Raw genomic sequence first — 26425 nt, 5'->3', positions numbered from 1 at the left:
GACCGCATGACCGGACATGACCCGCATCTTCAAACGCCGGCGGGCAAGCCGCGCGCCCGTGCTTTCGGCATTGCCTTCGAGGGCACGCCGGGCGGCTTCAACGCCATCACCGATGTGCCCGGCGTATCGGTCGGCTATGCGACGCTGATTTCCGGCGAGGGTCTGCTCGAGGTTGGCACGGGGCCGGTGCGCACCGGCGTCACCGCCATCCTGCCGCGGCCGTTGGCTGAGCTCGCCACGCCGGTGTTTGCCGGTGTCTTCAGCCAGAACGGCAATGGCGAGTTGACGGGGTCGCACATTATCGAGGAAGTCGGCGCCTTCAACCTGCCGGTCACCATCACCAACACGCATTCCTGCGGCGTCACCCGCGACGGCACGCTGCGCTGGATGCAACGCGTGCTGCCGGCGGCGCTCGACAGCGGCTGGGGCCTGCCGGTTGCGGCGGAGACCTATGATGGTTTCCTCAACGACATCAACGGTCATCACGTCGGCTTCGAAGATGTCGAAGCCGCGCTCGACGGTGCCGCCGGTGGAGCGATCGAGGAAGGCAGTGTCGGCGGCGGCACCGGCATGATTGCCTTTGGCTTCAAGGCCGGCTCGGGCACGGCATCGCGCATCGTCGAGTGGCAGGGCATCAGGCATACGGTCGGCGTATTCGTGCAGGCGAATTTCGGCAAGCGGCGCAATTTCACACTGCGCGGCGCCCGCGTCGGGCCTGATCTGGTAGAGCCGGCGATGCGCGAAGGCACGCCGCGTGCCGAAAAGGGCTCGATCATCGCCATCGTCGCCACCGATGCGCCATTTCTGCCGCACCAGATGAAGCGGCTGGCAAAGCGCGTGCCGCTCGGCATCGCCATGACAGGCGGCTTCGGCTACCACAGTTCGGGCGACATTTTTCTGGCCTTCACCACCGCCAATCCGCAAGCAGCACTTGCACCATCGGGACGAACCGCAAACGTCGCTTACATCCCGGACGTCGATATCGATCCGTTCTTCGATGCGGTGGCGCAAGGCGTAGAGGAGGCGATCCTCAATGCAATGGTCGCCAATGAGGATATGAGCGGACGCGACGGCAATTTCGTGCCGGCGCTGCCGAAGGCCTGGCTGAAAGATCGATTTGGATAGAGGACAAGGCCTGGCGGCACCAGGCCTGTTGCGTCACGGCTTGGCCGCGTTGCTCTGGTCGGCCTCGGCCGCCTCTTCGAGCCGCGATGCGATCAGTTCCTGGATGTCGCCGACTTCTTCCTGGATATCTTCCAGCGGAATGCCGACCTCAGCGGCCTTGGCCGCGCACTCCTTGGCGAGGGTCTCGGCCTGCTTCTCGATCTTTACCGGCGAGTGCTGGCAGTGGACCTTTTCACCGATCCATCCGCGCAAGAACTCGATCGCATGTTCACTCATACTGCTTTTCCCTGGCGGCTATGCCGGTTGGTAACCGTAAACGTCCGCACCCGGTAAAGGATGCATGCTGCCATTCGAACCGAGTCGGCTTCGCCCGGCAAGTTGATCTTGTCGGAGGTCCGAAGAGCCGAATGAAGGGAAGGGTTCAATGAGCACGTTCTGATTGTTTGATAGAGTGGTACGTTGGCCGGGATCGGCTTCGGCTCTATGCTATTGTTCTTACGATCTTTTCCTGCTGTCGACGGCCGATTTGTATCACAATAGGGATCACAACGCGTAACACATTTTCTGCTGCTTCGTGGTACACCGCCACAGCTACACGGTCGAAGCCGCCGCTATATAGTGACATCATCATGCGATGTCGACTCTATCAGCCATCCTGCTTCTTTCCGCCGCGCTGTGTCAAACGTCATCCCCGTCCAGTATGGAGATTGGATGGCCCCGGAAGGCGTATGAAGATGTTGATTTTATTGCGTTTCGTGAGCCAAAATCAGAAAGCTCTCGTCAGCGTCACCCCGCTCGACTGCCTCCGCCACACTCAGCGCCTCCGACGTCGATTCCTTGCACGTAACGCGCGGGCCGGATGAACGACAACATTGGCGCTTTGGCAGCGCGCTCCTGCTAAGGACGATGTCTCGATGCGACAAGCTCTGCCTTGCGCTGCGCCGTCTCCAGCCCGATTGAGATGAAGGCGCGCGCATGCCGGGCCAGTTCCATATTGTCGGCCCACAGATTGCGCCAGATCGCGGTCTTCCGTGACAGGTTCTCGTCGACGATCTTCGACGAGAAGGATTCAAAGCTGAGGTCGTCCCTATAGCCGATTGCGGTCAGCGCATCGAAGATAGCGGCAAAGTCGATATTGCCGGTGCCGAGGAAACCGCGATGGCTCTCGCCGATATGGACATAGCCGATCTTGTCAGCGGCATGGCGGATAGCCAGTCCGACATCGGCCTCCTCGATGTTCATGTGGAAGGTATCGAGATGCAGGAAGATGTTGTCGGAGCCGGTGTCCGCGATGAAGGCCAGGCCTTGTGAAGCGGTGTTGAGCAGATTGCTTTCGAAGCGGTTGACGATCTCCAGATTGAGCGTGACGCCGGCGGACTTGGCCGTCTCCGCAACCTTCGCAAGTGTCCCCGCGCTGCGGTTCCACTGATCGCGCGTCGGCGCCTGCGTCTGCAAGCCGTGGCTGGTACTGAGGATGCCGCCAACCTTCTGGCCGCCGAGATCGCGGGTAAGCGCGATCGTCTCGTTGAGGATTTCGACGCCGCGCGCGGCAACCGCCTTGTCGGCACTCGAAATGTCGCCGTCGGCCGGCAGGCCGATGCTGATCGCCACGCCAAGCTTGAGGTCGGCGATGCGCCTGGCCAGCCCGCCAACGTCGACATTGGCGGGGTCAAGATAGGAGAACTCGATCAGGTCGAAACCGGCCTCCTTGGTGTTGGCCAGGGTCCGTTCGAGGTCGCTTTGCGCCGAACTCGCCGACCAGACGAAGGAATGAATACCGATGCGCGACATGATCGTCTCCCGTTTCTGAATTGAGATGCGGCCGGGTTGCCCCCGCCGCATCGGCCTTGGGAGGCTTAGCGGGCTGCGGTCCAGCCCTTGTAGTCTTTCAGGTTCTCGGCCGTGATCAGCTTCGGGTCGAGCAGCACGGTCGGCTCCGCCGGCTTCTTGCCGGCAAGCAGCTCAGCCGCCATCGTCAGCGACTGGCCAGCCATCACGTAAGGGTCCTGCGAAGCCGAGGCCTTGATCATCGAGGTGCCGGAACCGAGTTCCTTCTCGATATCGGGAGCGCCATCCACTGCGGTGAAGATGAACTCCGAGCGATTGAGCTGCTTGGCCGCAAGCTGGGCGCCGATCGCCGTCGGATCGTTGATGGCAAACACCGCATCGATCTTGTCGAAGCGGGTCAGCAGCGACTGAAAGACCTTCAGGCCGCCGTCGCGCGAGCCTTCGGCATTCTGGTCGTCGGAGAGGATCTTGATGTCGGGGTGTTTTGCAAGGACGTCCTTGCAGCCCTTCACCCGCTCCAGGATCGACGACGACGCCGGGCCGTTGAGGATAACGTAGTCGCCCTTGCCGCCGGTGTGGTCGACCAGGTACTGGCAGGCCTCTTCGCCGGCCTTGACGTTGTTGGTCATCACGGTGACGTCGGCGCCTGGCGCCGAGACGTCGAAGGCGGCAACGACGATGCCCGCTGCTTGCGCCTTCTTCACCGCCGGGCCGATCGCCTTGGCATCGACCGCATTGAGCATGATGACGTCGACGCCAGCGGCGATGAAGGAATCGACCTGGGAGACCTGCTTGTTGAGGTCGTAGTCGGCCGACACTGACGTCACCTCGACCTTCGGGTTGATCTTCTTGGCTGCGTCCTCGATGCCCTTGATGGTGGCGACGAAGAAGGGGTTGCCGAGCAGGCCGACCGAGATGCCGACCTTGTTGAGGTCCTTGGCCGATGCGGGCGCGATGGCGGCGGCCGCGAGTGCGACGCCGCAGAGCAGTTTAGCGATGGTCTTCATTGCTTTCCTCCAATTGCCCCGCGCCTCTCACGGTGCGTTACACAAACCGGTCGTTTACGCCGGCGACCAAGGTCAATCACGTTCTCGCTCCTGCCTGGAGCCTGTAGCGGTCGAGGGCGACTGCCACGATGATGACCAATCCCTTGATGATGTACTGCCAGATGTCCGAGACACCGGCCAAGATAAGCCCGTTGGAGAGCACCGCTATGATCAGGCCACCGATCAGCGTACCCCAGATCGAGCCGACGCCGCCGACGAAGCTGGTGCCGCCGAGAATGACCGCGGCAATGGCGTCGAGTTCGTAAGACTGCCCAAGCTGCAGCCCGTTGGCCGCATAGAGCCGGGCCGCTGACATGGCGCCGCCAAGGCCGGCCAGCAGGCCGGAAACGCCATAGACAAAGAGCAGCACCAGCGGCACCTTGATGCCGGTCAGCCGCGCCGCTTCGGCATTGCCGCCAACGGCATAGATCCAGGTGCCGAGCACGGTGCGCTTGAGCACCAGCCAGGACAGCACCACGATCGACAAGGCGATGATGACCAGCCACGGAATGCCGAACAGCGAACCGTTGCCGATGAAGTCGAACGGCAGGTCCGAGTTGAACACCGTGGTGTCCTGGCCGAGCAGGCGGGCGACGCCGCGCACAGCGGTCAGCGACCCCAGCGTGACGATGAAGGGCGGCAGTCTGATATAGGCGATCAGCAGCCCGTTGATGACGCCGAAGCCGAGGCCGACGAGAATGGCCGCCGGCACGCCCAGCAGTCCCCAATCGGGCACCAGCGACACCATCACCGCCACCATCGCCGAGGCGGCAAGTATCGAGCCGACGGACAGGTCGATCCCGCCGGTCAGGATGACGAAGGTCATGCCCGCTGCCAGCACGATGTTGATCGACGATTGCTGCATGACGATCAGCAAATTGGTCTGGGTGAAGAAGCGCGCGTTCATCAACTGGAAGCCGACCGCCAGCAGGATCAGGATCGGCAGCATGCCAAGGGCGGCGAAGGCGGTGCGCAACCGCCGGCTCCTGCCGACAACCTGGCCACTGATCTCGGTCGCCTTGTCGGTCATCCCTTGGCCGCTCCCGTTGCAAGTTCCATGATTGCTTCCTGGCGCAGCGGCTGGTCTTTGGACGCCGTAACCTCGCCGGCAATCGTGCCGTCGCGCATTACCAGCACGCGGTCGGCAACGCCGATCACCTCCGGCAGTTCGCTGGAGATCATCAGGATGGCGATGCCCTTTTTGGCGAGATTGTCGATCAGCCGGTAGATTTCCGACTTCGCTCCGACATCGACGCCGCGCGTCGGTTCATCTAGGATGACCACTTGCGGCTCGGTCTCGAGCAGGCGGGCAAGCAACACTTTCTGCTGGTTGCCGCCCGACAGCGAACCGGCATTGGCCTGTACCGACCTGGTGCGGATGGAGAGATCCGAAACGGCCGTGGCAGCACGTCTCTCGGCGGCTTTGAAATCGCGCAAGCCGCCGGGCCGCGCATCCCTGGCCAGCACGCCCATGCTGATGTTGTCGGATATCGACATGTCGAGAAACAGGCCGAGTTCCTTGCGGTCTTCGGTGAGATAGGCGATGCCGGCATTCAGTGCCTCGCTTGGCGAGCCGATGGTTACTGGCTTGCCGTCGAGTTCCAGCGTGCCGGCGATGCGTCTGTCGGCACCGAAGATCAGTCGCGCGAGTTCGGTGCGGCCCGAGCCGACAAGGCCAGCCAGAGCCAGCACCTCCCCCTTGTACAGTTCGAAGGAGCAGTTCTTCAGGAGATTGCCGTCCGCCATGCCGCGCACCGACAAGGCGACCGCGCGCTTGCTGTCCGGCGGGCGATGATCCTTCCTGTAAAAAGCCGACAGGTCGCGGCCAACCATCATCGAGACGAGGCGCGAGGCGTTCAGCTCGGCGCGCTCGAGTGTGCCGACATAGCCGCTGTCGCGCAGCACGCTGACACGGTCGGCCAACTGGTAGACCTCTTCCATGCGGTGGCTGATGTAGATGATGGCGATGCCTTGCGATTTCAGCGTCGCGATGACCTCGAACAGACGGTCGGTATCGCGCGAGGTCAGAGAGGTGGTTGGCTCGTCCATGACGATGATGCGCGCGCTGGTCGAAAGCGCGCGGGCGATTTCGACCAGCTGACGCTCGCCGAGCGACAGGCTGGAAACCTGGGCCCGTGCGGTGAAGGACACGCCGAGACGCTTGATGATCTCATTGCTGCGCCGGCGGCACTGGTCGCGGTCGACGATGCCGAAACGCCTCGGCTCATTGCCGAGGAAGATGTTCTGCGCGACCGTCAGGTTGGGCGCCAGCGACAGTTCCTGATAGATAACCGCAATGCCGTGAGCCCGCGCCTTGATCGGGTCGCCGGTGGCGACCGGCACGCCGTCGATCAGTATCTCGCCGCCGGCATCAGGCCGATAGGCGCCGGACAGCACCTTCATCAAAGTCGACTTGCCAGCACCGTTTTCACCCATCAGCGCATGGACTTCGCCGGCATGGACGGTCAGCGACACGTCCTGCAAGGCGCGGACTGGCCCGAACGTCTTCGAGATGTGCCGCATTTCCAGCACTGGCTGGCGCGTGACTTCGGCCTGAGCAGCGACGATCACCGTGCGCCTCCCGCTGCCGCGCGGGGGATGCCCTGCTCGCCGATGAGGCCACGCCATGTGTCGCGATATCGGGCAAGTCCGGTGAAGCTTGCGGCACGCACGGGCTCCGGCACTTCCGCGGCAAATTCGCGGCCGACGGTCTCGAAGGCCAGCGCCGCCGCCCCGGTGGCGCTGCCCTCCAGTGTGGCCCCTTGCAGGAAGGCCTGGCTGGGACGCAGTTGCGCCACTAGCCCGGCGAGCAGGCCGCCAGCGTTCAGTCCGCCATCGACGATCACGGTGTTGTCCGAATGGATCTGGTCGAGGCAGAGGTCGACCATCAGCGCGACGTAGAGCAGCGCCACGGCTGCGCGTTCCTCGGCGCTTGGCATGCGGCCGACCAATTTGCCGGCGCGGCCGGGCATTGGGCCGCCCGGCGCGAAGCTCGGCAGCGCCATGCTGCCGGCGTTGATCACCCGCTGCACTGTCGCCGGCGCGATCGCGCCTTGCCAGCCGTCGCTGATCGTGGCGAATTCGCGCCCGCCCATAAAGCGGATGGTCGGCACAGGGCCGCCGTCGACATCGACATTGACCAGCATGTCGCGCTGGCCATCGAGCGCGTCGAGCAGGCAATCCGGATTAAGCACGACGACCCAGGTGCCGGTCGAGACGACGGTGACCGGGCCAAGCTCCTGCCGGCGATAGGCATGGAGCGCGGCATTGCTGTCATGGACACCATTGTGGATGGCGATCCGCCGCTTCGTATCGCCGAGGCGTTGCTCGCCGACAACCGAGCCCGCCCGCTCGAAAGCGGGCATCCGGTCGCGCCAGCCCTCGATGTCGACCAGCGAACTGAAGTCGCGCTTGCGCGGCGCCCATAAATGCGAGTGGCAGCCGAGATAGGACACTTCCGAGACCGCCCGGCCGCCAAACCGCCAGCTCCAGTATTGTGGATAGCCGAGGATCGATTTCGCGGCCGTGAATGCACCGGGTTGCACCGCCTGTAGCCACAGCATGTGGCGACCGTAGTTGAAGCCGAGCGGCAATCGCGGCGAGAAGGTCTCGGTGAAATCCGGAACGAGGCGATCGATTTGCGCGGCGATATCAGCCGGCGGCTCTTGCTCGTAGTCGAGTATCGGATGCGTCAGCGCCGCCTCGTCGATCAGGGCAAAGGTGCAGCCATGGCCCGACACCATCACGCCCTCTACGCCATGGATGTCGGCGGCCTCGCTAACGGCGCGAACCGCCCAATCGTGAAGTGCTGCCTCATCAAGCACGCTGAAGCCATCTTTGCGCATCCAGTTCGGCCGGGTCCGGCGCTCGTCGACGATGCGCCCGTCCTGAGCGAAGACGAACAGCTTCGAATTGGTCTTGCCGAAATCGAGGACGGCCATCTTCACTGGATGGCTCCCGAAGCCGAAGCGATGCGCACCATGACGCCCGCGCCTTCCAGCATGCGCGCGTCGACGTCGGACAGGCCGTCATCGGTCACCAGCGTGCCGATGCGCGACAAGGGCAGCGCGATGTTACGGGCGTGGATCGACAGCTTACGGCTGTCGGCCAGCACCACGATCTGGTCGGCACACAGGCTGAGATCGGCGATGGAGCGGACCAGCAGCGGGTGCGATTCCAGCACGCCCTCCTGGCCAAGGCCTTGGGCGCCGAGAAAGAACTTCGATGCGTAGAACGGCTCCGCCTGGGTCGGTGAATGGATGATGCCCGGCTCACGATGCAGATCGCCGCCGGCAACGGTCAGGCTGCAATGGCCGTGGTCGCTCAGATAGGCCGCGAGCGGCATCGAATTGGTATAGAGACGGATGCTGCGCTCGGCGAGCTTGACCCCAAGGTGGAAGCAGGTCGAACCGCCATGCACGATGACCGCATCGCCGTCGCGCACCATCGTGGCCGCGAGAGCGGCGATCTGCCGCTTGGCCTCGACCGCGAGGTCGCGGTTCTCGTCATAGGGCCTGGCATAGGCAACACCCGCCTGTGAAGCGCCGTCGAGCGCCGAGATGCCGCCATAGACCTTCCGTGCTTCACCGGCCTCGTCGATCTTGTCGATGTCGCGCCGCACCGTCGCCGCCGACACGCCGAGCTGCTCCTGCAGTTCGCGCACCGACGCGAAGGGGCGATCCCGCAGCAACTCGACGATCTGACGCTGGCGGCCGGAGTCGCTCAATCGTTTTTCCTCCCGGAGGCCGTTTTTGCCACGGCATTTGACGTAACTTACTCAACATCTTTCCGATTGCAAGAACCTTTGATGATATTAGATCACTATTGACGTAGGTCGCTCGCATCTGCGATACACATCAAAATCCCACGACGGGTATCCGAAGCTGCGAGGCTGACGGAGCTGATAGAGGAAATGCGCCATGGCGACCTATGCGGATGCGCAGGAAATGGCTGCTTTGCGGGCGCTTTCGGCCAGCATCGGGCGCAATCCAAATCTGACCCAGGCCGCCGGCGGCAACACCTCGCTGAAAGCCGGCGACACGCTGTGGATCAAGGCTTCCGGCACATGGCTGAAGGATGCGCTCTCCGAAGACATCATGGTCCCGGTGTCGATGGCGCCGCTGCTCAGGGCTGTCGAACAGCGCGACAGCGCCGCCGACCAGCCGCAGATCTTCGCTATCGAGACGCTCAACGCCCGGCGCCTGCGCCCTTCGATTGAAACCACCGTTCACGCGCTGATGCCGCAGCGCGTCGTCCTGCATGTCCATTGCGTCGAAACCATTTCGCTGGCGGTACAGGCCAATTGCGAGGTGGAAGCCGCCAGACGCCTTGATGGTCTCAAATGGGCGTATGTTCCTTATTTCCGGCCAGGCCTGCCGCTTGCCCAGGGTATTGCCGAGCGGCTTCAGGCTGGGGTCGACGTGCTGATCCTTGCCAATCACGGGCTGGTCGTCGCGGCCGATACCGTCGCCGAGGCCGAAGTGCTGCTGCGCCGCGTCACGCTGCTTCTGGCGCGGCCGGCGCGCCAAGTGGCGGAACCGGATGTTGCGGGATTGGCGGCGCTGGCCGGGAAAACCGGTTACAGGCTGCCGGCGGAAATCGAGGCGCACGCGGTTGCCATCGATCCCGAAAGCCGCCGCATGGCGTCCGGGGGCAGCCTCTACCCCGATCACGTCATCTTTCTGGGTCGGGGGTCGGTGGTGGCAAAGCCCGGTGAGGATGTGCCGCGCGTCATCGAGCGGTGCGGTGCAAACCCCGTGGCGATCCTGTTTCCCGGGCTGGGCGTGCTGATGCGCGGCGATGCCAGTGCGGGCGCCGACGCCATGCAACGCTGCCTTGCCGACGTGACGGCACGCATCGACATTGCAGCGCGACTGAACTACCTCACCGCCGCCGAGAACGATGAACTGGTCAACTGGGACGCCGAGAAGTATCGCCAGAAACTCAATGCCGCCAGCCGCTGACACGCCGCTTGCCATAGGCATCGACATCGGCACGTCCGGCGCGCGCGCGGTCGCCATGCGTCCGGATTTTTCCATTGCCGCGCGTTCCGCCGTTTCGCTCGAGTTGTTTGGCCGGAATGCCCGCGACCCTGCAGTGTGGTGGTCAGCGGTCGGCGCAGCGCTGGCGGAACTGCTTTCGGGCATCGACCGAACAGCGGTCCGGTCGATCGCTGTTGACGGCACTTCAGGTACGTTGCTGCCGGTCGACGGCGCCGGGCGGCCGCTGGCCGAGCCGCTGATGTACAACGATACGGTCGCCGACAACGCCATTCTGGTCGCGATCGCTCGCGAAGCCCCAGCGACCAGTGCCGCACTTGGGGCGACGTCCGGTCTCGCCAAGGCGCTCTGGTTCCAGCGCACGCCCGGTGTTGCCGCGGTGCTGCATCAGGCGGACTGGATCGCGGGACAATTGTCCGGTCGCTTCGATGTCAGCGACGAGAACAATGCCTTGAAAACCGGTTACGACATCACGGCCCGCAGCTGGCCGGACTGGATTGCGGCCACCGAAATGCGCATGGAGTTGCTGCCCGGCGTCGTCAGGCCGGGCGATGTCGTCGGCAAGCTAACCGCGGATGCCGCGGATATGTTCGGCTTATCGCGCGAAATCGCCGTCGTCGCCGGAACGACCGATGGCTGCGCCTCGTTCCTGGCGACAGGTGCTGCGGCAATAGGCGACGGCGTCACCGTGCTGGGGTCGTCGTTGACCGTCAAGATCCTGTCCGACCGGCCTATCTCGGCGCCACGCTTCGGTATCTACAGCCATCGGCTTGGAGATGTTTGGCTGGCGGGCGGCGCATCGAACTCCGGCGGCAAGGTGCTGACACAACATTTCCCTCTGGCGCGCATCGTCGAGCTGAGCATGGCGATCGACCCGATGACCGAGACCGGCCTCGACTACTATCCTCTTGCCACTGCAGGCGAACGCTTTCCGATCGCCGATCCGGCACTGCCGCCGCGTCTTGTGCCGCGACCGGTGGAGGACGCCGACTATCTGAAAGCCATGTTGGAGGGTATCGCCGCCATCGAGGCGCTCGGCTATGACAGGCTCGCAGAGCTCGGCGCGCCGCGGCTGACGTCGGTCAGAAGCGTCGGGGGCGGTGCGGCGAATGCCGCCTGGACGGCGATCCGGCAGCGCAGACTTGGTGTTGATTTCCTGCCGGCGCTTTCGCACGAAGCCGCCGCCGGCACGGCGCGGCTGGCGCTGACGGGCGCAAGCGCGGCGGGGCTTCTATGAGCGCGAAAACAGTCGAACACCTCAACGGCGTCAACCAGCTGGCCGAGCGCTATGATGTTTTCCTGCTCGATCAGTTCGGCGTGCTGCATGACGGCGCCAGCCCCTATCCAGGGGCGGTGGAAGCACTGTCGACGCTGAAGCGCGCCGGCAAGACCATTGTGCTGATCTCGAACTCCGGCAAGCGGGCGGGGCCCAACGAGAGCCGGCTGCTAAAGCTCGGCTTCGAACCGGGAAGCTGGGACCATTTTGTTTCTTCCGGCGAGGTCGCGTGGGAGTTCTTCCACGACATGGCGGTATCCGGAAAGCTACTGCCAAACACGAAATGCCTGTTGATAAGCCGCGACGATGACCGCTCGGCGATCGAAGGTCTGCCCTTCGCATTGACCAAGGACGGTGAAGATGCCGGGCTGGTGCTGATTTCGGCCAGCGAGGGCGACCGCTACGATCTCGAGCACTATCGCCGGCTTCTTGCGCCGGCTGCGGTGCGGCAGGTGCCATGCTTCTGCACCAACCCTGACAAGATCATGCTGACGGCAGTGGGGCCGCGCTTCGGCGCCGGCCGGCTGGCGGATCTCTACGAGGACCTCGGTGGTAGCGTCACGCGTATCGGCAAGCCTTACCCCGCCATATTCGGCGCCGCGCTAGCGCTGGCAGGCAATCCAGACCGCAGCACTGTGGTCTGCGTCGGCGACAGTGTCGAACACGACATCGCTGGCGGACTTGCTGCCGGCGTGGCCACGGTGCTGGTTCTGTCAGGAATATTGGCGGAGACCCCTGACCTGTTCGATCTGTTCGACACGATGGACGCCTACCCGGATTACACCATGGATGGCTTCAGGTTTCGCTGATTTGATTAACCCGGCAGCGCTCGCGCCCGAATCCGGCCTCAACGCCTCGTGGCCACGAGCATTGGCCGGCTGGCTCAAGACTGCCGAACAGCGCGGATCCAGTCGAGCCGCGCGGCTGGAATGAGGCCGTAATTGTAGAAATTGACGCCGTCCACACCGGGCGCCAGCGCCGGCTTCACCTTGGCCGCGAGGATGTCGGGGCGGGCCATTTCCGGATAGAACAGCCGGTAGCCGGCGCCGAGGAATTTGTCCGCGCCCAGTGCCGCACGGCCGGCCGCCATCAGGCTGGCGACATCGCCGGCCTGCATGTCGTAGGCGCACAGGATCGCCCCGTCGCAGACCTTGCCCAGCGCTGCCAGATCGCAACCGCCAAGCCAGCCGTCTTTCAGATCGATAATGACGACCCGCGTCGTGGGATCGGCTACCTCGCGCAGTTCGGCGACCAGGCTGGTCACTGGCTCGAATCGCCACAAGAGATAGGCATGGAGCTCCGGCCACGGCGCAAAGGCGTCGAGGCCGCAGGCGGGGAAATCGGGAAAGCGCCGCTCAGGCACCGCACGCTCGCAGGTCTCGACGATCCATTGCCTGGTGAGCTTGCGCGCCGCCTCGGCATCGATGCCGGCTTTTGCCGCACGGGCGACGCAGGACGGACAGAAGCACAGAGACAAAAGAAAATCGTCTTCCGGCGTCAGCCCGACACCGTCCTTCTCGTGATGGTATTCATGGGCAAAGCCCATGAAGGACGGGCTTTCAAGTTCTATCCGGTCCGGCCGATAGCTGTGCGAGATGTCGGCGATCAGCGCGCGGACATAGGCGCGCGCATCGGGATGGGACGGGCAGAGATTGTAGTAATTGGCGTCGCCGAAGGCGTTGCGGGTGACGGCCTGCGGATGCAGCATGCCCAGGCGGGTGTTGTGCAGGCAGACCGTCCAGCACGAAACGCCTAGCCCGCCCGCGTCGCGACGGCGGATGAGCTGACCGAGCACGTCGCCGCCCTCGGTGATCACGTCAGCCACCTTGGGTTGGATGGCTAGACTTCCCCAGCGCGCAGCGGTCGGCTTGAAATAGATGGTGCCGTCCTCAGGGAAATAGGCCTTGCGGCGCGGACTGCGCGGCTGCAGGAAGCGCCCGGCATGATAGGATGTCGCCAGGCTGATCATGTTGAGCCCGGCGCGCTCGACAAGATCACGTTCGACCGTCTCCAGGCCGAGATCCTGGATGTCCCAGGGATAGGTCCACATGGACAGTTGCTGCATGGAATATCTCTGCCTTTGGCTCAGCCGTCGACCGGCTCTGCGACCTGCATTAGGCAGTCGCCCGCCTCACACATCGTGTGCAGCCGGCGCGACAGCACCAAGCCGCTTTCGGCGAAATGCAGGGCCTCCTCGGCAACATCGAGCCGCTCGAGATCGTGGTACCAGCCGGCCAATTGTCCTGAAGTGACACTGTCGCCGAGCCTGGCGGCGGGCTCGAACCAGCCGCGGCGGGTGGCATAGAGGCCCTGGCTGTGCCTGGACAGGGACAGCAGCCTTGTCGGCGCCGAAGGCTTTTCGCCTGCGCCAAGGACCGGCGCGCCGACCACACCCATTGCTATCATCAGACGGTCGAGTGCGCGGGCCGTGATCGCCATCGAATCGACCGTTGCGGTGCCACCGCCGCCGAACTCGCCGCTGACGCCGATGGCGCCGGCGCGGCGCGCTGCGCCCATCGAGGTTGGCGAGGCCTGACCGTTGTCAGCGATAAAGCCGTAGGGCATGCCGAGCATGCGCATCAGCTCGACGCCACGCCGGTGGCGCTCGGGATCGGCGTTGCGTTCAACCAGCGCGGTCGGCAGATGCTCCATCGACGTGCCGCCCGAATGGATATCGAAGACGACGTCGTGACGGGGGAACAGCTCCGTCTCAAGGAAATTGGCGAGCCGGCTTGTCGGCGTTCCCGAGGGATCGCCGGGAAAGGCCCGGTTGAGATTGCCGCCGTCGAGCGGCGAGCAGCGCTTGGCGGCCATCACCGCAGGGGCGTTGGCCATCGGCATGATGGTGATGCGGCCCTTGATCCGCTTCGGATCGAGCCGGCGCGCCAGTTTTGCCAGCGACAGCTCGCCCTCATATTCGTCGCCGTGATTGCCGGCCATCAAAAGCAGTGACGGGCCGTCGCCATTGCGGATGAGGCAGATCGGCACCTTGACCTGAAAGTAGGGCGAGCGATCGATCGAGAACGGAATGCTTAGATGGCTGAGCGTCTTGCCGTCGCGGTCGAAATCGAGCGTGTGGGCGAGGCCGGTGTGCATGGTCAGACCGCCGCGACCGCGGTGATTTCGATGCGCAGATCAGGGTCGGCAAGCCGCGCCTCGACGCAGGCCCGCGCCGGCAGGCGGGCAGGATCGATCCAGGCATCGTAGATGCTGTTCATGGCCTCGAAATCACCGATCTGCGGCAGGAAGATGTTGACCGCCACCAACTTCGACTTGCTGCTGCCGGCCTCGACCAGCAGCGCCTCGACTTTGGCAAGCACGTCGCTGGTCTGGCCTTCGATGCCGGCCTTGCGATCGTTGGCCACCTGGCCGGCTATGTGAACGAGGCCGCCATAGACGACTGCCTGCGACATGCGCGAGCCGGACTGAAAATACTTGATCATATCGGATCCTTTCGAGGTTCTCTTTTTCGGGGATCTGGTCAGCCGAACCAGGTGGGGAAAGCGTGGCGGACGTGGCCGGTCGCGTCGACCCCGAAGATCACACGATAACGGTCGAGGCAGGTGCAGGGGTGCGAGATGCCGAATTCGATGACGTCGCCGACGGCGATGTCGTCGCTCGGCGCAATCGACAGGAAGGCATGCTGGTCGTTGAGCTTGACCACCTCGGCGCGCGCCGCCGGCATCGGCAGCGGCTTCCCGGCGCGGAAGACCGTGAGCAGCGTTGGAAATCCCTGGTCGAACGACACGTCGCGCATCCCCATGCCGCAGATAACGAGGCCGGGCTCAGGCCGCGACAGCACTTCGGCCCACAGGCGTAGCGCAGGGCGAAAGGAATGCCGCGCCGAAGCGCTGATGCCGCCTATGGCAAAACCCTTGCGGGCATCGAGGGCGCCGAGCGAACGGTCATAGGTGCCGTGGTCGTGGAAGAAGATGGCGCCGCTGCGCAGCACCAGCGTTGCGTTGCCGTCGCTGAAAACCACCGGCGAAAGTGCTTCAACCACTCTGTCGAAGAAGGCGGAGCCGCCGGCTGTGACGATCAGCGGTGCGTCGCCGCCGACGCGGGCACGCAGCCGCAGGAACATGTCGGCGGTCATTGCCAGCAGGCGGGATATCACCTCATCGGTGCGACCGGGCTCGGGTTGCGCCGCCGCCCCTTCATAGGTCGTAACGCCGGCGATCAGCAGCCGCCCGCCGGCAGCCGTGATCGCATCGGCGATAGCCTCGGCTTGCGCGGTGGTGCGGGCGCCCGCCCTGCCCGCACCAAGTTCGACCAGCACGCGCAGCGGCGGCAGCGCCGCATTGGCGCGCCAGGCCTCGGCAAGCGCATTCACGGCGTCGACCGAGTCGGCAAAGACATAGAGCTCGGCATCCGGCCAGGCACCAGCAAGCACCGCCAGCCGGTTGGCGCCGCCGGCTCCGCCAACCTCATTGGCGATGATCAGCCGTGTCAAGCCGGCCTTCAGCATCACTGTCGCTTGCCTGATGTCGGCGACCGTCGTGCCCCATGCGCCGGCCTCGACCAGCGACCGGGCAAGGTCGGGCGCCATCGGCGTCTTGGCATGCGGAGCGATCTCAACATTGTGTTCGCGCGCATAGCGCAGGAACAGGTCGCGATTGACGGAGAAGGCCGCCTCGTCGAGGGTCAGCACCGGAAGCGCCATGCGTCCATCGGCGGGATGCCAGTGCTCGGCCGCGACAAGGCTGCTGTCAAGCCCGGTTGTGCCGGGAGGCACGCCGCGGATGCGGTCGTCGAGCTGAAAATTTTCGTGCACCGAAAGGGCTGGAACCGGTGAGTTTTCAGTCATCCGATGCTAACCCTTTCACCGTCGCAGAACGAAGCCAGAATCGATCGCCGGTCACAGCCTGAGAGAGATACGTGCCAGAACCTTACGCCGGACCGATCATCGACGCCCATCATCATCTTTGGGATCTCAGCCTGGGACGGCATCCCTGGCTCGCCGCCACGGCCGGCGAGCGCGGCGGCCTGGGCGAGCTTTACCCCTTGCGGCGGAACTATCTGCCCGGGGATTATGCGCGCGATGCCATAGGGCATAATGTCGTCGCCACCGTCCATGTCGAAGCCGGCTGGGCGAGTGGCGACTGCATCGGAGAAACGCGCTGGCTTGAAACACTCGACAAATCGCGCGGCGTCGCCGCCCGCTATGTCGTTCACGTGCCGCTCGCCGATCGCCAGGCGCCGGCGCTGATCGAAGCGCAAGCCGCGTTCGAGCGTGTCGCCGGCGTGCGCGACATATTGAGCTGGGATCCCGACCCTGCCCGCCGTTTTGCGACCCGTGACGGCATCATGGAGGAGCCGGCCTGGCGTGCCGGGCTTGCCTTGCTTGGCCAGCATCGGCTGGCCTTCGACCTGATGGTGTTTCCGAGCCAGCTCGCCGGCGCGGCTCGCCTTGCGGCTGCCTTCCCCGATCAGCAATTCGTGCTCAACCATTGCGGTAGCCCGATCGACCGCGACGCCGATGGCATGCAGGTGTGGCGCGACGGGCTGCGGCTTCTGTCGCAATGCGACAACGTCGCCATCAAAATATCGGATCTGGTCGCCTACGATCATGACTGGACGCTCGACAGCCTGAAGCCCGTCGTCCTGCATTGCATCGATTGTTTCGGCACCGGTCGCGCCATGTTCGGCAGCGACTTTCCGGTCGCCGGCCTGCATGCCTCGTTCGATGACATATATGACGGCTTCAAAACCATCACAGCGGACTTTTCCGCCGACGAGCAGACGGCGCTGTTCTTCGGCAACGCAAGGCGCATCTATCGGCTCGACGATGTGTCATCGGCGCGCCTGCTCCCGGCCTGAGAGCAGCAGCAGGCCGAGGATCAGCGAGCCGAACAGGATGCTGCGCCAGCCGGGCGATGCGTTGACGACGGTGATCAGCGCGGTGATGGTGACCAGCAGGATGGCGCCGGGGATGGTGCCGGCATAGGTGCCAAGCCCGCCGAGGATCGAGGTGCCACCGAGGACCACGGCGGCAATCGAGGCGAGCAGATAGGGATCGCCGATGCCGACATAGCCCTGTCCGTTCATGCCCAACACGAGCACGCCGGCAAGTCCCGAGCAGAAGCCGCTGATGCCGTAGACCGCAAGCGTCGTGGACGTGACCGGAACACCGGACAGCGCCGCGGCAAGCGGGTTGGCGCCCATGGCAAAAATCCGGGCGCCGAGCGATGTCGCATGCATCGTGGTCAGCACGATCGCCGAGACGACCACCCACAACAATACGCCAGCGGGAATGCCGGCCGGCCGGCCATTGCCGAGCCAGTGGACCAGCGGGTTCTCGGCGGTCACGGCGCTGCCGCCGGCGATGATGATCAACAGACCCTGCAAGAATGTCGCCATGGCCAATGTCATGATCATCGGGTGGACGCGCAGCAAAGCGACGCCGAGCCCGTTGACCAGGCCGATTGCCGTGGTCAGCACCAGAACGGCAAGAATGGCGGTGATGCCGGTCGGATCCACCTGCCACGACAGCAGCGGCAGGCTGACGGCGCTGACCGTGACGATGGCCGCGACGGAAAGGTCGATGCCGCCGGCGATCACCACAAAAGTCTGGCCCGCGGCAACCAGGCCGATGACGGCGCCGAGCTCCACCAGATAGCGCAGATGGCCATAAGCGCCGAAGCCGCGCGAAACGAAGCTCGCCACGATCCAGACCGCGGCAACGATGGCAACGGTGAGAAACGGCCGGCTGCGCAGGACCGTCAGGGCGCGTTTGCCGCCCGCGCTGTCATTCCATGCTGTCATTGCTGTGCCTTGCGGAATTGCGGGATGGCGACCGCGCCGATGATGATCAGGCCCTGGGCCACATATTGTGCGACCGGCGTGAAGCCGAGGAAGAACATGACGCTGATCATCAGGCTGAGCAGCAGGCTGCCGGCAAGCGCGCCGCGCATCGTGCCCTGGCCGCCGAGGAAGCCGATGCCGCCGAGCACCGCAGCGGCAATCGAGTTCAGGGTAAAGGCGGCGCCGATGACCGGGTCGCCCGAACCGGTCTGTGCGGCGACGAACAAGCCGGCGCCGGTGGAGAGCAGACCGCTGATCGCATAGGCCGCAATGCGCGCGCCGTCGACCGGCACGCCGGAGCGATAGGCGCCGACCGGATTCTCGCCGGCGGCATAGAGGCTCAAGCCAAGCGGCGTGGCGAGATAGAGCTTCCACAGGAGAACGATGAGCACCAGCAGCACGAATGCCGCCGGTGTGTTGCCGGCAAGCAGGTCGGACAGCCACGCCGGGATTGCGCCGCCGGGCCGCGGCAGGATCAGCAGTGCGGCGCCGCCGATGATGAACGACCCGGCAAGCGTCACCACGATGGCCGGCAGCCGAAGCCGTACCACGATGAAGCCGGTCGCCGCCCCGATGCCGAGGCCCGTCAGCGCCACCGCGGCAGTGCCCCCGGCGACGCCCAGCGGCCCGGCCATCGTCGTCGCGGCGATGACCGCGCCCAAGCTGACCGTCGCGCCGATGGCCAGGCTGATGCCGCCGGTGAGCATCAGGATCGCCTGCGCCATCGCGACCAGAGCCAATGGAAACCAGCTCTGCGTGAATTTGGCGAAGCCGGACGCCGTGAACAGACCCGGAAAGAGGACGCCATAGGCGATGAGAAACACCAGGACGACGGCAAACAGGCTGCGCACGCCGACATTGCGACGCAGTTGCACCGGCCAGTAGAGCGCGCCGGTCTGCCGGGCGGAGGAAGATGTGTTCATGCCGCAACCTTCCGCTGTTCGGCGCCCATCGCCGCGGAGACGATGGCTTCCTCGCTCAGCGCTCCACGCGCCAGCATGGCGACGATGCGGCCTTCGCGGACGATGGCTACACGGTCGCAAAGGTGCACGAGTTCGGGCGTGTCGGAACTGAGCAGCACGACCGCCTTGCCGGCGGCGGCGAAATTGCGAAGCATCATGTAGATCTCACGCTTGGTTTCGACGTCGACGCCGCGCGTCGGATCGTTGAGCAGAAGCACCAACGGGTCGTGCGGCATCCATTTCGCCAGCGCCACCTTCTGCTGGTTGCCGCCCGATAGAGCCTGCGCCGCCCGGCCGAGGTGACCCTTGATGCCGAGTTGGGCGGCAAGGCTTTTGGCCGTCTCGCGCTCTGCGCGGCGGCTGCGCAGCTTCAGCGCCGGCAGCCTGGCAAAGGCGGGCAGCATCATGTTGGTGATGATGGGATGGATCAGGTGCAGGCCCTCGCGCTTGCGATCCGCGGGCACATAGGCCAGCCCCAGCGCGTTGGCTTTCGGCACGCCGCCGGGCAGGCCGGAGGCGCCGTTGACGGTCGCCGACGCCGTCCGTGCCGGAATGGCGCCGTAGAGACCGAGCAGCAGATCTTCCTGCCCTTGCCCGACCAGGCCGCCAATGCCAAGCACTTCGCCCGTTTTGATATCCAGATCGACGTCGCGCATCAGGCCGGCCGAAAGATTTCGGACGGAGATAGCGTCGGCAAGCAAACTGGAAGGCTGCCATTGCGGAAAAAGATCACCGGGATCGCGGCCGACCATCAGCCGAACCAACCCGGCGGCGTCGGTGCCTTCCAGGGTGCGGTCGGCCGTGCAGGTGCCGTCCTTCAGCACGGTGACGTGCTGGCACAGCGCCATGACTTCGTTCAGTCGGTGCGAGATGTAGAGAATGGCGATGCCTTCGCCGCGCAACCGCTGCAGCAGATCGGTGAGGATTTTGGTTTCGGTTGCCGATAGCGACGATGTCGGTTCGTCGAGAATGAGCACGCGCGGCCGGCGGTAGAGCGCCTTGGCGATCTCCACCATTTGGCGGCGGCCGAGCGACAGATTCCCGACCGGCGTCGACAGCGGCTCGTGCAGCCCGACAAGTTCGCATGCGGCCCTCGCCCGCGCAGCGAGTTCGCGGTAGTCGATCAGGCCGAACCGTTTGGGATAGGCGCCGAGACCAACATTTTCGGCGATGGAAAGACTGGCCGTCAGGCTGAGTTCCTGCTGGACGACGGCGATGCCGGCCTGCCGCGCAACAGCTGGCGTCATGCGTGAGACCGCGCGTCCATCGACCTCGATCGTCCCGCCATCCGGTCTCAAGGCGCCGGACAAAAGGTTGATCAAGGTCGACTTTCCGGCGCCGTTCTCGCCGAGCAGCGCATGCACGCGGCCCGGCTGGAGAGCGATTGAAACGTCGCGCAGGACGGGGTTGCCGAAGAAAGACTTCGACACCCCGCGCGCCGCGAGCAGCGGAGCCATGGTTGTCAACGCTACAACCCTTCAGGCTTATTTCTGAGCCAGCAGCTTCTTGAACAGCTCCTCATCGTAAGGAGAAAAGATGTAGCCGTCAGCCGGGAAGTCCTTGGCCCGGGCGAGGTATTCGTCGATGTTGGAATTGTCGATCACCGGCAGCGGAATCTTGACGAAAGCCGGCACATCCTTGCCTTCCAGCGCCTGAACGGCGGTGTAGGTGGCGAAGGCGCCGAGCCAGTTCGGCTGCATCGTCGCCCAGCTCTTCAAGCCCTTTTCTTTCCAGAGTTCCAAAAACTGCCGGGCGTTCTCACCGGTGATCGGCACCTGTTCACGGCCCTGCTTGTCGAGGGCCAGCACGGCGCCTGCCGACAGAGCGCCGCCGAGCGACAGGATGCCGTCGATCTCGGGGTTGGCGAAGAGCAGGCTGGTGACGGCTTCCTGTGCCGGCGCGACGTTGTAGGGCGTGTTGGTCTCGGCAAGCACCGTCACGTCGGGATGGGCCTTGAGCTCAGCGTCGGCGCCTTTGCGCCTGTCATCGCTGACCGAAACCCCGGCGGGGCCATTGAGGATCAGGATCTTGCCCTTGCCGCCGATGGCGTCGATCAGGAACTTGGCGGCCTGGTCGCCCCATTGCGAAGAATCGGTGTTGACCTTGGCGGTGACCTTGTCGGTATCGACGAGGCTGTCGAAGTTGATGATGGCGATGCCCTTGGCGCAGGCGTCGGCCAGAACGCGTGCCGGTGCGGTCGACGAACCGGCGATCAGGATGATGGCGTCGACATCGGAATCGATCATCGACTGGATCTGCTGGATCTGGACGTTGGCATCGCCCTGAGCGTCGGTGACGACGAGCTTGTCGACCAGTCCCTGCTTTTTCAGGGTCTCGACTTCGGCTTCGATCGTGCCTTGGGTCTGCTTCATCCAGGTCGGCACGGAATAGATGTTGGCCCAGCCGATCGTGTACGGCGCCTTGCGGTCGCCCTTGATGCAGTTGGCGGCGGCATTGGCTGCCGAGCCGGCGCCAAAGCTCAGCACGAGACCGAGGCAAAGCGCGCTGGCGGATGCGAAAAACGGTGATTTCATCATGACTGTTCCCTTCAGAGGTTGTGGCCTCGACGTGCAGAACAAGGGCGAGGAAACCCGTCGGTCCCGGATCTTGGAAACCGTGTGTCGCCTCGGGATTTGTCTGCGTCAGGCTCGTTAGTTTGTCTGGTATTTCAGACAATGTGTCTGTATATCGGACAAATTGGATGCTAGACCGAGCCTTGACATCTTTCAAGCGCCTTGAGACGAGAACCGAAATGATTTTGGCGGATGGTCATGAGCGACGGCACTAACGATGCGATCGGGAAGGAAGCCGGCGCGGAGCCGCGCAACGGCGAACGACGACGCGGCATTGACCGCGTCATCATGCTGCTCGAGGCGTTGCTGCGGCACCGCGCGCCAATGCGCGTCGGCGACATCGCCAAAATGATCGGCGCGCCGCGTTCGACCACCTACGAGATCGTCAACAGCCTGCTCGACGCCGAAATGCTCGAAAACGTCGGCGGTGAAGGTTACGTCTATTTCGGACGCGCCATGCATCTGTTCGGCTGGGCCTACTCACATCACAATGCCCATTACCGTCGCATCATCGAGACCTTGGATAAGTTGGCCGCCGAGACAGGCGAGACGGTCCAGCTATGCGGCCTGCGTGGCAACAAATACGTCGTTCTTGACTGCCGAGATTCCCCAGGCCCGTTCCGGATCTCAAGCGATGTTGGGGTTGAGGTGCCGATCCCATGGACGGCATCCGGACGGCTGCTCCTCGGCCATATGAACGAGCAAGAGTTGAGGGATTTCATCCCATCTGGCGACTACAGGCTTCCCGACGGCCGCATCATTGCACCAGCCGAATTCTTTGCCGATGTTGCCTTGGCCCACCGGCAGGGTTTCAGCGAGACCACAGCCTTGGCCGACCGTTTCACCTGGTGCATGGCGGCCCCCATCCGTGACGGCCACGGCGCCATCAAAAGGACCTTGTGTTTGGTGTTACCCGTCGACACGCCGGAGCCACGGCGCGACGAACTGCTTGCGTTGCTGCGCGAGCGCGCCCGTGGACTGTCTCTGGCGGGAGGCTGACGATCAGCCGTCGTGCACTCAGGTTGAAGCCTCTTAAAGGCACATGGATTCCGCTCTTCCCCATTGGTTCCATTTAGGTTCCGGACCTTAGTCCCATAGTCGGTGGATAAGGTCCGAACCAGGGAACACGCAACCGGAAGCCACATTAGGAGAAGACCGTCGATCAAAGTCCCTTCATCGCCGGTTGAGGATCCCGCCGCTCTTACTGTCGAGAGCGCGGCGGGATTCTTACGCGCGGAGCGAGCACATGAGATTTGTCGAGATTTTCACAGATGTGCTTACGGCCCTGCTTCTCGCTTTATTCGTGTGCGGGATATTCGCTGTTTTCGAAGGCCATCTGGTTCCTCCACGCTACGCAAAGATGGTGTTGCTGCCGGACCTCGATAAGATGACGACTGCATCATCTACACCCAGCTTGCCCGATTCCATCGACTTGCAAGTTCAAAAGCGCCCAGAGGTGCAAAGGTCTACCGGCGTGACACAGCGCGCAGTCGGTCTGGAGCCGCCAGTGCCATCCAGCAAGCGGTAAGAATCAGCGGAGGTTTTGTGGCTCCCCAGCTATCAGAGAGCGCCGGCGATTATTGACAGACCCGGCTCTTGAAATTGGCTGAAATCGCCCTCCACATTTCCGCATCTGTTTGAATTGTGTTTATCAACTAGCGCGAACGCTATGGCGAAGCAGGTTGAGCTGGCGGCGTTCCTGGCTGATCCCCGCCAGTGCTTGATCGCGGCGTGGGATCCTTGTCGAGCTTGGGATTCCGGTCCACCGGTTCGCCATTCACATCGTCGGCCTTGGAGTTTGCAGGGTCCGTTTGGCCAGGATTTGGGCTGTAAGTATCTGGCGATGGAACCCGGCTGTTTTGCTGTGTCGCCGGTGTCTTAGCCTGCTCGCCATAGATTTCAGCGATCCCCCAGGCAACGAGCGCCAAGACAAGGCCTGCCAAGAGCACGCCAAGGACCGGTCGCCCCAAGCCACCCTGCCTGGCCCGCTTTTCCGGAATGTTTCTGCTCATGATCGCAACCTTGGGCTAAGAGGAGTGGCCCGCGCTCCAGGAGCGAAGACGCGGGCAGTCAAGAGCTCCGGATGTTGGCCATGTGGCGAACAGGGAACTCGCTGCACATACCGAACTCGCTGGCGCTGTTGATGTTCCCACGGAATCCAAACAGCGCGCCGCCGGGAGCCGGACTGGCAATTTGGGTTGGAGTGGCTGGAACGAGCCAGCTCAAGGTCAACGAGCGGCGGTGTGCGTAAGCGGGCATTGCGAGCCAGACTGGAACTTTGCCGAATCTGCCGCGTTGCCGACCATGGCCGACTACAACGAGACCACCAATCCGGTGCTGACCGGTTGCATGGCCCGCGTTGCCACCAGGGACATCTGTTTGAAGGCTATCTGAATTTGCTCCTCGTTGTTGGCGATTCCGCCCGATGGAACATCCTGATCCGCTCGCGGTTGGGGAAGCCCGGGCCAGCGGCAGGAGCATCATCATGAACGTCGAACGTAACCCGGCCGAAGACAGAGGCGATATTCAGTCTGGGGTGACAGAGGACAAGACGCCGGGATTCGACCCGGCGGCGGCGCCTATGGAAACCGATGCCGAAGCAGCAGACACCTGCGCCGTGCCGGTTCCCGCAGCGACGGGCACGCCGGCTTTCGCTAATCAAGCAAGCTTCGCCAATGCGATGCGGCGGCCGGACGACGAGCGCGCCCCGGCCCCGAGTAAAAACGGCCCGGTGCTGGCCATTGTCGCGCTTGTCGTCGTTGCCGCCGTCGTGTTCGTTGTCGCCGCGATTCTGGCGCGATAGCAGATCCTGCGCTTGCGCCAAAACGCGTTCAAGGATGTGGCCGTGGGCAGCAGGCGATCAGCGGCTGGAAAAGCAGGTTGCAGCCGCGCATGCCACGCCGGCCGGCACCCCGACCGAGCAGCATTGCGGCATGGCCGAACCCGGCTCGGCCGCCAAGGGTTGAGGCCAGATGCTCGTTCGAAGCGGGAACATTTCACATCAAGCCAAGTTCGGGCTCGCAGAGCTTGTCGTCAAGGAACAGCACATGAAGGCCCTCACATGGCGCGGCAAAGGCGACATACGTTGCGAACAGGTGGCCGATCCGACGATCCAGGATGAACGCGACATCGCTGCAGAAAGTTCAGAACGGCGATATCGACCCGTCATTCGTGATCACCCATCGGGTGGCGTCGAGGCCAGGCCCGAGCTTTACAAAACCTTCCGCGACAAGGAGGACGGCTGCATCAAAGTCGTGATGCGCCCGCACGGCTGACCGTTCTGTCCAATGGCCCGACTTTGTTGTCCGGCCGTCTGCATGCTGAAAAGGCGAGAGTTGAAAATGGCCAAGGATAAACCCGCATCGACAAACCCGGCCGCCACACCCCCGGTCAGGTCGCCTGACGCCGCCGGCCTGCCACATCCCCGTCGCGATGCTGAAGACAGCGATTCCGGCGCCAAGCCGACGGCACCCAAGACCGCCGGCGCCCAGCAAGCGTCCAGATCGCCGCTCGACAGCCGTATTGCAAATCGCAATGCCGGCCGCCCTCGTCAGGCAGGCACGACGCCTCGGCCGACCGACGAATCGCTGGAGTAAAATGAAACCTAAGCTGTGGCGCGGGTATCCGCACCGCGGCGTGTGTGCAGTCAGGGTCTTCCTGCCCTGCCGACAGCGCCATACAGGTCTTGATCTCTCGTGGACCGTCGGGATCGGCAATCAATACTTTAGCGGGAAATTCGATGGTACCGTTGGCTGGGATCGAACCAGCGACCTCCGGATCCACAATCCGGCGCTCTAACCATCTGAGCTACAACGGCACGTTCGCCTGAGCCAGATCGTGGTGAAAATTCATTCTCCGAGATCCGCTCTGTCGTTCGGCGATGCGTCCAATACGGTCTATCAGAGACTAATTCAAGGCCTTTGATAAGGCAAAGCCGGTCTCCCAACAGACGCCCGTTTCTTCGGCAAAAGAAAAAGGCCGGCGGGAGGAGGTGCCGGCCTTTTCCTGTTACGAGCCAGCGGGAGGAGGTGCTGGCTGGTCACCCCGGAGAGCAGAGGGAGGAGGTTCCACTCGCCGGGTATTCATTTGGACAACTCTATCGCACACCTATTTGTCTGACGAAATGCGACGTTTTGATGCATCGCAGAGTTGTGCGCAATTATTAGGCGGCCTTGATGTCCTTCAGGGCCTTCTCGAAAGCGGTCTTGACCGGCTTGGAGACGTCTTCGGCAGCCTTCGAAGCAACAGCCTGGAAGTCCTTGGCCTGCTCGACGGTGGTCTCGACGCGCTTGCGCAGGAAGGCGGTCTGCAGTTCGACCACTTCCGACAGCGACTTGGCGCCGATGAGGGCCTCGAGATGCGAGAAGCCGGCTTCGGCATTGGCGCGCAGAGCGGCGATGGTCTTGAGCGACAGGTCGCTGGAAACGGTCTTGGCAGTCTCGAAGGTCGATTCCAGGACTTTCTGGGTCTCTTCGGCGCCGGTCTTCAGCTTGGAGTAGGCTTCCTTCGACTGCTCGACGCCCTTTTCGGCGAAAGCGCGGATCTGGTCGGTTGCCTTGGAAGCGTCGAAGCTCGGGAATTCGACGTTTTCGATGGTCTCAGCGGTCTTGGCCTTGGTCATTTTCCATCCTTTCGGGGTAGCGGCTTTGACAAAAAGCCGTCTCGTTCATGTATGATGGCAATATAGCGGTTTTTTTGTGCGATGCAATATCTTTGTTGCAGTGCACCATAAATTTCTTCCCATGCGTCACCCAAGAAGTTATCCAGGGACATTCCGAGAGCTGTTAACCAAGTGGCCAGAGATTCCACCTGCTTCCCGCCATGGCTTGTGGACCTTCGCCGCGCGGGCTTT

27 protein-coding genes, 1 tRNA gene and 1 pseudogene are annotated in these 26425 nt (G+C 63.6%); 12 read left to right on the top strand and 17 right to left on the bottom strand.

Going from position 1 to position 26425, the window contains the following annotated elements; all coding sequences use genetic code 11:
* The first annotated feature begins 6 nt into the window (after positions 1-6).
* Positions 7-1125 carry a DmpA family aminopeptidase gene (locus tag NKI37_RS18525; RefSeq protein WP_352789399.1) on the top strand — a complete coding sequence of 373 codons (1119 nt, stop codon included), beginning with the start codon at positions 7-9 and terminating at the stop codon, positions 1123-1125.
* Positions 1126-1158: 33 nt separating this feature from the next.
* Here NKI37_RS18525 and NKI37_RS18520 read toward each other — a convergent pair whose 3' ends face one another.
* The 7 genes from NKI37_RS18520 to NKI37_RS18490 form a co-directional block, all read right to left on the bottom strand.
* A complete protein-coding gene (locus NKI37_RS18520; RefSeq protein ID WP_023670565.1) occupies positions 1159-1401 on the bottom strand; it encodes a DUF768 domain-containing protein in 243 nt (80 codons plus the stop codon).
* A gap of 621 nt (positions 1402-2022) precedes the next feature.
* A complete protein-coding gene (locus tag NKI37_RS18515; RefSeq protein WP_352789397.1) occupies positions 2023-2916 on the bottom strand; it encodes a sugar phosphate isomerase/epimerase family protein in 894 nt (297 codons plus the stop codon).
* A gap of 65 nt (positions 2917-2981) precedes the next feature.
* Positions 2982-3920 carry an ABC transporter substrate-binding protein gene (locus NKI37_RS18510; RefSeq protein ID WP_352789394.1) on the bottom strand — a complete coding sequence of 313 codons (939 nt, stop codon included), beginning with the start codon at positions 3918-3920 and terminating at the stop codon, positions 2982-2984.
* A gap of 76 nt (positions 3921-3996) precedes the next feature.
* Entirely contained in the window at positions 3997-4989 is a 993-nt protein-coding gene (locus tag NKI37_RS18505) for an ABC transporter permease subunit (protein ID WP_023701287.1), read from the bottom strand.
* Complete coding sequence (locus NKI37_RS18500) at positions 4986-6482, bottom strand: sugar ABC transporter ATP-binding protein (RefSeq protein ID WP_352789429.1); 1497 nt, start codon at positions 6480-6482, stop codon at positions 4986-4988. The genes NKI37_RS18505 and NKI37_RS18500 overlap by 4 nt, the downstream gene beginning before the upstream one ends.
* A 44-nt stretch (positions 6483-6526) precedes the next feature.
* Positions 6527-7906 carry an FGGY-family carbohydrate kinase gene (locus NKI37_RS18495; RefSeq protein ID WP_352789391.1) on the bottom strand — a complete coding sequence of 460 codons (1380 nt, stop codon included), beginning with the start codon at positions 7904-7906 and terminating at the stop codon, positions 6527-6529.
* Positions 7903-8685, bottom strand: coding sequence for a DeoR/GlpR family DNA-binding transcription regulator (locus NKI37_RS18490; RefSeq protein WP_023748638.1), 783 nt, complete (start codon positions 8683-8685; stop codon positions 7903-7905). Before NKI37_RS18490 ends, NKI37_RS18495 begins: the two co-directional genes overlap by 4 nt.
* A 193-nt stretch (positions 8686-8878) precedes the next feature.
* On the opposite strand from NKI37_RS18490, the gene NKI37_RS18485 reads away from it, so the two are divergent.
* Genes NKI37_RS18485 through NKI37_RS18475 form a run of 3 tightly spaced genes read left to right on the top strand, consistent with a single transcriptional unit; the run spans position 8879 to position 12043 of the window.
* Entirely contained in the window at positions 8879-9922 is a 1044-nt protein-coding gene (locus tag NKI37_RS18485) for a class II aldolase/adducin family protein (protein ID WP_352789388.1), read from the top strand.
* Positions 9906-11195, top strand: a complete 1290-nt coding sequence (locus NKI37_RS18480; RefSeq protein WP_352789385.1) for an FGGY-family carbohydrate kinase — start codon at positions 9906-9908, stop codon at positions 11193-11195. Before NKI37_RS18485 ends, NKI37_RS18480 begins: the two co-directional genes overlap by 17 nt.
* Complete coding sequence (locus NKI37_RS18475) at positions 11192-12043, top strand: TIGR01459 family HAD-type hydrolase (protein WP_352789382.1); 852 nt, start codon at positions 11192-11194, stop codon at positions 12041-12043. Before NKI37_RS18480 ends, NKI37_RS18475 begins: the two co-directional genes overlap by 4 nt.
* A 74-nt stretch (positions 12044-12117) precedes the next feature.
* Here the strand turns inward: NKI37_RS18475 and NKI37_RS18470 are convergent, their stop codons facing one another.
* Genes NKI37_RS18470 through NKI37_RS18455 form a run of 4 tightly spaced genes read right to left on the bottom strand, consistent with a single transcriptional unit; the run spans position 12118 to position 16041 of the window.
* Positions 12118-13299, bottom strand: a complete 1182-nt coding sequence (locus NKI37_RS18470; RefSeq protein WP_352789379.1) for a hypothetical protein — start codon at positions 13297-13299, stop codon at positions 12118-12120.
* Between the two features lie 20 nt (positions 13300-13319).
* Positions 13320-14330 (bottom strand): succinylglutamate desuccinylase/aspartoacylase family protein, encoded by a 1011-nt coding sequence (locus NKI37_RS18465; RefSeq protein WP_023681856.1) that lies wholly within the window; start codon positions 14328-14330, stop codon positions 13320-13322.
* A 2-nt stretch (positions 14331-14332) separates the two neighbouring features.
* Entirely contained in the window at positions 14333-14677 is a 345-nt protein-coding gene (locus NKI37_RS18460) for a RidA family protein (protein ID WP_023670576.1), read from the bottom strand.
* 38 nt (positions 14678-14715) lie between these two features.
* Entirely contained in the window at positions 14716-16041 is a 1326-nt protein-coding gene (locus NKI37_RS18455; RefSeq protein ID WP_352789376.1) for an alanine racemase, read from the bottom strand.
* A gap of 71 nt (positions 16042-16112) precedes the next feature.
* Between NKI37_RS18455 and NKI37_RS18450 the strand changes: the two genes are divergently transcribed.
* Positions 16113-17054: an amidohydrolase family protein gene (locus NKI37_RS18450; RefSeq protein ID WP_352789373.1), complete on the top strand. Its 942-nt coding sequence runs from the start codon at positions 16113-16115 to the stop codon at positions 17052-17054.
* Here NKI37_RS18450 and NKI37_RS18445 read toward each other — a convergent pair.
* From NKI37_RS18445 to NKI37_RS18430, 4 genes are read right to left on the bottom strand one after another with little or no spacing between them, the layout of a single operon-like run.
* On the bottom strand, positions 17028-17999 hold the full coding sequence (locus NKI37_RS18445; protein WP_023695084.1) for an ABC transporter permease: 972 nt from the start codon (positions 17997-17999) through the stop codon (positions 17028-17030). The genes NKI37_RS18450 and NKI37_RS18445 overlap by 27 nt on opposite strands.
* The gene (locus NKI37_RS18440; RefSeq protein ID WP_023686801.1) at positions 17996-18961 is read right to left on the bottom strand and encodes an ABC transporter permease; all 966 of its coding nucleotides are present in this window, start codon (positions 18959-18961) and stop codon (positions 17996-17998) included. The genes NKI37_RS18445 and NKI37_RS18440 overlap by 4 nt, the downstream gene beginning before the upstream one ends.
* Positions 18958-20457 (bottom strand): sugar ABC transporter ATP-binding protein, encoded by a 1500-nt coding sequence (locus NKI37_RS18435; RefSeq protein ID WP_196815217.1) that lies wholly within the window; start codon positions 20455-20457, stop codon positions 18958-18960. The genes NKI37_RS18440 and NKI37_RS18435 overlap by 4 nt, the downstream gene beginning before the upstream one ends.
* A 27-nt stretch (positions 20458-20484) precedes the next feature.
* Positions 20485-21537: an ABC transporter substrate-binding protein gene (locus NKI37_RS18430; protein WP_023723360.1), complete on the bottom strand. Its 1053-nt coding sequence runs from the start codon at positions 21535-21537 to the stop codon at positions 20485-20487.
* A gap of 228 nt (positions 21538-21765) precedes the next feature.
* Here NKI37_RS18430 and NKI37_RS18425 point away from each other — a divergent pair, with 228 nt between their 5' ends.
* The 7 genes and pseudogenes from NKI37_RS18425 to NKI37_RS18395 all read left to right on the top strand — a co-directional run bounded on the left by NKI37_RS18425 (position 21766) and on the right by NKI37_RS18395 (position 25169).
* Positions 21766-22572: an IclR family transcriptional regulator gene (locus NKI37_RS18425; protein WP_023723361.1), complete on the top strand. Its 807-nt coding sequence runs from the start codon at positions 21766-21768 to the stop codon at positions 22570-22572.
* A gap of 247 nt (positions 22573-22819) precedes the next feature.
* Positions 22820-23101 (top strand): hypothetical protein, encoded by a 282-nt coding sequence (locus tag NKI37_RS18420; RefSeq protein WP_352789370.1) that lies wholly within the window; start codon positions 22820-22822, stop codon positions 23099-23101.
* 566 nt (positions 23102-23667) lie between these two features.
* Positions 23668-23967, top strand: coding sequence for a hypothetical protein (locus tag NKI37_RS18415; protein ID WP_156939228.1), 300 nt, complete (start codon positions 23668-23670; stop codon positions 23965-23967).
* 91 nt (positions 23968-24058) lie between these two features.
* Positions 24059-24376 (top strand): hypothetical protein, encoded by a 318-nt coding sequence (locus NKI37_RS18410; protein WP_031195897.1) that lies wholly within the window; start codon positions 24059-24061, stop codon positions 24374-24376.
* A 34-nt stretch (positions 24377-24410) separates the two neighbouring features.
* On the top strand, positions 24411-24539 hold the full coding sequence (locus NKI37_RS18405; RefSeq protein WP_023729077.1) for a hypothetical protein: 129 nt from the start codon (positions 24411-24413) through the stop codon (positions 24537-24539).
* A gap of 181 nt (positions 24540-24720) precedes the next feature.
* Positions 24721-24848, top strand: a pseudogene (locus tag NKI37_RS18400) (glutathione-dependent formaldehyde dehydrogenase); the annotation flags it as partial.
* Positions 24849-24914: 66 nt separating this feature from the next.
* The gene (locus tag NKI37_RS18395; protein ID WP_023740474.1) at positions 24915-25169 is read left to right on the top strand and encodes a hypothetical protein; all 255 of its coding nucleotides are present in this window, start codon (positions 24915-24917) and stop codon (positions 25167-25169) included.
* A gap of 144 nt (positions 25170-25313) precedes the next feature.
* On the opposite strand, the gene NKI37_RS18390 is transcribed toward NKI37_RS18395, so the two are convergent.
* Positions 25314-25390: transfer RNA gene (locus tag NKI37_RS18390), tRNA-His, on the bottom strand.
* Between the two features lie 345 nt (positions 25391-25735).
* Positions 25736-26194, bottom strand: a complete 459-nt coding sequence (locus NKI37_RS18385; RefSeq protein WP_023669330.1) for a phasin — start codon at positions 26192-26194, stop codon at positions 25736-25738.
* Positions 26195-26425: the final 231 nt, after the last annotated feature.

Origin of the sequence: Mesorhizobium sp. M0626, assembly GCF_040320665.1 — a bacterium.
Classification (GTDB): domain Bacteria; phylum Pseudomonadota; class Alphaproteobacteria; order Rhizobiales; family Rhizobiaceae; genus Mesorhizobium.
Note: the sequence above shows the minus strand (reverse complement) of the source record. Positions and strands in the feature narration are given on the sequence as shown.

Coding starts and splice junctions, on each gene's coding strand:
- NKI37_RS18405 (WP_023729077.1), top strand. CDS start 24,411: ATGTGGCCGTGGGCAGCAGGCGATCAGCGGCTGGAAAAGCAGGTTGCA.
- NKI37_RS18445 (WP_023695084.1), bottom strand. CDS start 17,999: ATGACAGCATGGAATGACAGCGCGGGCGGCAAACGCGCCCTGACGGTC.
- NKI37_RS18455 (WP_352789376.1), bottom strand. CDS start 16,041: ATGACTGAAAACTCACCGGTTCCAGCCCTTTCGGTGCACGAAAATTTT.
- NKI37_RS18480 (WP_352789385.1), top strand. CDS start 9,906: ATGCCGCCAGCCGCTGACACGCCGCTTGCCATAGGCATCGACATCGGC.
- NKI37_RS18520 (WP_023670565.1), bottom strand. CDS start 1,401: ATGAGTGAACATGCGATCGAGTTCTTGCGCGGATGGATCGGTGAAAAG.
- NKI37_RS18460 (WP_023670576.1), bottom strand. CDS start 14,677: ATGATCAAGTATTTTCAGTCCGGCTCGCGCATGTCGCAGGCAGTCGTC.
- NKI37_RS18515 (WP_352789397.1), bottom strand. CDS start 2,916: ATGTCGCGCATCGGTATTCATTCCTTCGTCTGGTCGGCGAGTTCGGCG.
- NKI37_RS18500 (WP_352789429.1), bottom strand. CDS start 6,482: ATGCGGCACATCTCGAAGACGTTCGGGCCAGTCCGCGCCTTGCAGGAC.
- NKI37_RS18430 (WP_023723360.1), bottom strand. CDS start 21,537: ATGATGAAATCACCGTTTTTCGCATCCGCCAGCGCGCTTTGCCTCGGT.
- NKI37_RS18420 (WP_352789370.1), top strand. CDS start 22,820: ATGAGATTTGTCGAGATTTTCACAGATGTGCTTACGGCCCTGCTTCTC.
- NKI37_RS18510 (WP_352789394.1), bottom strand. CDS start 3,920: ATGAAGACCATCGCTAAACTGCTCTGCGGCGTCGCACTCGCGGCCGCC.
- NKI37_RS18470 (WP_352789379.1), bottom strand. CDS start 13,299: ATGCAGCAACTGTCCATGTGGACCTATCCCTGGGACATCCAGGATCTC.
- NKI37_RS18485 (WP_352789388.1), top strand. CDS start 8,879: ATGGCGACCTATGCGGATGCGCAGGAAATGGCTGCTTTGCGGGCGCTT.
- NKI37_RS18465 (WP_023681856.1), bottom strand. CDS start 14,330: ATGCACACCGGCCTCGCCCACACGCTCGATTTCGACCGCGACGGCAAG.
- NKI37_RS18425 (WP_023723361.1), top strand. CDS start 21,766: ATGGTCATGAGCGACGGCACTAACGATGCGATCGGGAAGGAAGCCGGC.
- NKI37_RS18395 (WP_023740474.1), top strand. CDS start 24,915: ATGGCCAAGGATAAACCCGCATCGACAAACCCGGCCGCCACACCCCCG.
- NKI37_RS18435 (WP_196815217.1), bottom strand. CDS start 20,457: ATGGCTCCGCTGCTCGCGGCGCGCGGGGTGTCGAAGTCTTTCTTCGGC.
- NKI37_RS18410 (WP_031195897.1), top strand. CDS start 24,059: ATGAACGTCGAACGTAACCCGGCCGAAGACAGAGGCGATATTCAGTCT.
- NKI37_RS18525 (WP_352789399.1), top strand. CDS start 7: ATGACCGGACATGACCCGCATCTTCAAACGCCGGCGGGCAAGCCGCGC.
- NKI37_RS18475 (WP_352789382.1), top strand. CDS start 11,192: ATGAGCGCGAAAACAGTCGAACACCTCAACGGCGTCAACCAGCTGGCC.
- NKI37_RS18440 (WP_023686801.1), bottom strand. CDS start 18,961: ATGAACACATCTTCCTCCGCCCGGCAGACCGGCGCGCTCTACTGGCCG.
- NKI37_RS18385 (WP_023669330.1), bottom strand. CDS start 26,194: ATGACCAAGGCCAAGACCGCTGAGACCATCGAAAACGTCGAATTCCCG.
- NKI37_RS18505 (WP_023701287.1), bottom strand. CDS start 4,989: ATGACCGACAAGGCGACCGAGATCAGTGGCCAGGTTGTCGGCAGGAGC.